General features: G+C 71.6%; 3 protein-coding genes. 1 reads left to right on the top strand and 2 read right to left on the bottom strand.

Translation table 11 applies throughout. From position 1 onward, the window contains the following. Nucleotides 1–788: IS110 family transposase (locus tag ACZ55U_RS38860; RefSeq protein ID WP_465534326.1), on the bottom strand; the 788-nt coding region annotated here is incomplete at its 3' end. A 1,192-nt stretch (nt 789–1,980) separates the two neighbouring features. Between ACZ55U_RS38860 and ACZ55U_RS38855 the strand changes: the two genes are divergently transcribed. Then, nucleotides 1,981–2,478, top strand: a complete 498-nt coding sequence (locus tag ACZ55U_RS38855; protein ID WP_465534324.1) for a hypothetical protein — start codon at nt 1,981–1,983, stop codon at nt 2,476–2,478. 624 nt (nt 2,479–3,102) lie between these two features. On the opposite strand, the gene ACZ55U_RS38850 is transcribed toward ACZ55U_RS38855, so the two are convergent. Next, nucleotides 3,103–3,492 (bottom strand): ribosomal protein L7/L12, encoded by a 390-nt coding sequence (locus tag ACZ55U_RS38850; RefSeq protein ID WP_465534322.1) that lies wholly within the window; start codon nt 3,490–3,492, stop codon nt 3,103–3,105. Nucleotides 3,493–3,740: the final 248 nt, after the last annotated feature.

The raw sequence follows: 3,740 nt of genomic DNA, 5'->3' as shown, positions 1-3,740 counted from the left end.
TCGTGTTCGCGAAACCGGGCCGCAATGAGCTTGTCGATCTCGGTGATCTGCTCGTTGAGGCCCATCACCTCCTTGGCCAGGGTGTGGATCACCTGTGCGGCGATCTTCTCCCCGGGGACGGTGGTGTGCTGGCGCTCGGCGGCCTCCGTGGCGGTCTGGGCCAGGGCCTCGGCGCCGCGGACCTTGCGGTTGCGAAGCCAGGTCGTCAGCCGGGTCCGGCCGGTGCGCCGCAGCGCGGCAGGGGTCTGGTAGCCGGTCAGCAGGATCAGCGGTCCCAGGTTGTCCAGGTCGAGGGTTCGTTCCAACGCGGGGAAGATACCGGTGAGTTGACCGCGCAGGCGGTTGATCCGGCGGGTCCGGTCGGCGCTCAGGTCGGCTCGCCGGCCGGTGAGGATCCGCAGCTCGACGGCGTGCTCGTCGTCCGGCCGCAGCACGGTGAGGTCGCGGCGCATGCGGGCCTGGTCGGCGATGACGGTCGCGTCCTTGGCATCGGTCTTGCCGCCTCCCCGGTAGCCGGCCGAGGCCCGGTTGACCGCCAGGCCGGGTATGTAGACGAGGTGCTGGCCATGACCCAGCAGGATGTTGATCCACAGGGCGGCCATGCCGTCCGCGACGTCCACCGCCCAGACCACGTCCTCATCCAGGGCGAGTACGTCGGTGAGCAGGGCCAGCAGCTCCGGCTCGTCGTTCAGCACCCGGCGCGACAACAGCCGTCTGCCCTCGGCGTCCAGCACCACGCAGTGGTGGTGGGTCTTGCCGATGTCCGTGCCCGCCCAGATCTGGGCCACCTGTTCCTCCGGTCGTTCGATGCGCGCTGTTCGTCCGGACGACCTCGCCAGCGTGGTCCTACTCAGCGATGCCCGAGGGCTCGAAGCTCCTAATCAGCGGTCGAGTCGTCGTGAGACGCCGGGTGGCCAGGTGACAGGAACCATCGAAGGCAACCGGCTGAAAGCCATACCCGGCGTCTCTGGATCTCAGGACCATACGACTGGCCCGTCCAACCCCTCAACAACGTAGGACCGGCTGACCCACCCAGCCGTCCCGGCTCACCTCGGGCCGGGACGGATCCATCCCCGTTCGAAGGAGAAGTAGTGACGGCCCAGCACACCTACAAGCCGCCGACCGTGAACTGGTGCGCCGACTGGTACTGCGGTGACTGCGGCAGCACGGGCGAGGGCCGCGCGCGTGGTTCGGGCGGTGACCATCGCCGGGTGCCGGGTGCCGGGTGCCGGGAGTCCTGGCCGCCGTCCGGGCCCCTCTGCCCGCTCCGCCAGCCCCGGCGCCGCCGCCCCGCCCCGTCCCGTCCCTTCCCCGCTCACCCTGTCCTGCGCCGCCCGTCCTACCACGCCCTGGCCGTCTTGACCGGCCGTCAGGCCATCCCGCCGTGCCCCGGTGGCCGGCCCGGGCCGGGGTTCGACGTGCGGGCCGCCGCGCCCTGGGTGCCGGCCTCCTGGGCACCGGCCGCGGGCCGTCCAGGCCGTTGCCCTGGCCGCTCTCTACCGCGCCTGGCCGCCGTCCCGGACACCGCGCCGCCGTCCCGGGCCGGCCGGCCGTCAGGCCGTCGTGCTGCGCCCCGGTAGCCGATCTCGGCCGGGGCCAGGCCACGGTTCGACATCCTGGCCGGGAGGATGGGGCAGCGGGTGGCCGGCGATGTCCCAGCCTTGTCCCAGGTAGCCCGTCAAGTCCGTTCTGCCGGGACAGTCTCAGACTGTTCGCCCAGGTGGTGATGGTGTCCGCCGGGTGCTGAGACACATGCTGGGACGTCGCCCCGGCTAGGCGCTGACCTCTGACAGGCGATCTTGACCATTGCCACCTCCTCCTGACTGCCGCCGCTTTCTGCCACCTGATCCCGACCGCTGGCCGGGGGGCGGTGGAGGTTGCCGCAGCGGCACACGGCGATGCCGTGCTGGCGGAACGCGCCGACTGCCACCGGATCAAATCGCCTCGCTCTCCACCGCAGTGGGTAGCTACGCTCGCGCCATGGAGCTGGAGCAGGCACTGGAACCGCTGCGCCGGGTACTGCTGGAACGGGGGACCACCGGCTATCCGCAGACGGCCGCCGCGGCGGTGGAGGCCGCCCAGACGGCACTGGCTGGCGGCATGGACACCCCGAGCTTGTGGGAACTCGGCGTGCTGCCAGAGTGGGACGTTCTGGAAGCGCGCCGCCTGCTGGCCGAGCTGGAACAGGAACTCTGGCCGGCGCTGCGGCTGCCTGCCACCCCTGAGGCCCGAGATCGGGCGCTGGCCCGGTACTGCCTGCAAGACCTGCTGGACGGCCGCCTCGATCCGCTGGCGGCGGCCCAGAGGACCGGCTTCGACCTGTGCCCCGCCGACGACCCTGACTCGCCGCTGTGGCCGGTCCGCCGATGGCTGCACCTCGCGGAGGACCAACAGCAACACCACGGCGAGCTGACGAAGGAGCTGGTGACCGAACTGCACAACCTGGCCGCCCACCTGCTGACTGGTCCGCTGTCCTGACAGCCGGGGCCACCTCCAGCGCCGGGAGGCCGAGATCACCCGCCAGCCGGTCAAACCCCCTGACAGACGGCACTCGGGCCGCTGGCGGCCCGTGGCGGACCTCGGCGCTTCGCGCTGCCGGCCCCGACGGTGCCCCGCCCCATCCCTCCCCACTCGCCCTGTCCTGCACCGCGCGTGCTGCTGCGCCTGCCCGCCGTCCGGGCCGTGACCCCGGGTCGTCGTCCTGGCCGGCCGTCAGGCCCTCCCGCCGTGCCCCAGCGGCCGACCCGGGCCAGGGTTCGACGTCCAGGGCGTCCTGGTCACCGCCGCCCCATCCCGGGGAGAGGCCTCGGCGACCTCCTCCGGGGCCGTCCGGTACCGCCGCGGATGCGCGCTGCGAATCTCCGGTTAGTTAGTCACTGGGGATCAGCTGGTGTCACTAGACCCTGCTGACGGTGGCGTACCGGGGGGTGGGGAACGCTGGGTGTCACCGGGCCTGGACGTGTAGGGACATCAGGAGACTTCCCGCAGCGACATCGTGATGCAGATCCCTAAACGGACGGCCAGCTCAGTGCCAGATGGCGCTGGACCCTGTGCTCATGAGTTCCCTGCCAGGCCCGGGGCCGCGGTCGTCGGCATGGGGGTTCAGGGGCTGTGCTGGGTGGTAGGCCCGGGCAAGGGGCCGCAAGCGGCGCAGAACTCGCAACCACAGCTGGTCATGGAGTTGGCCGGGCAGTGGGCAGTGGGCCAGTACGGCGATGCGCAGGGGCCGGGGTCGACCGGCGTGTCACCGGACAGAGCGCGCTGGCACCAGCCGCAGCGGATCACGGCAAGTACGCCGGCCTGGCGCAGGTGCTGTACCGCGCGAGCGGCGACGTCGAACGGGATACCCGACCTGACGATGGTGGGCGCACTGTCCAGCAGCTGCCGGCTGCGCCACAGGCTCAGCCCGGTGACCGCGCGGACCGCTTCGAGGGCCGTCGGGTCGTGAGGGGAGTCGCCGGCCACCAGGACTGTGAAATCCGGGTCCTCCACGGCTACCCCTCGTCGCTCGGTGTTGTGCCCGGTGCCAGTCAAACGTCCTGGCAGGCTGCCAAGCCATGGGTTTTCGCTCGGCCAGGGGCGGCCTGGCCGGTCAGGGCACCAGGTCCAGCATCGATGCGACGGGTTGGCAGCGGCCGCTTCCACCCTGAGCTTCCCCCGCTGCGCGGGAGGTGCTGATTACCTGGTCAGGACGGGTGTGGGCGGTTCGACAGCCACTGGTTCGGCCGTCGCCTGGTCGG

This window comes from Kitasatospora sp. NPDC034533 (genome assembly GCF_055575155.1).
This window is presented reverse-complemented; position numbering and strand designations above follow the sequence as displayed.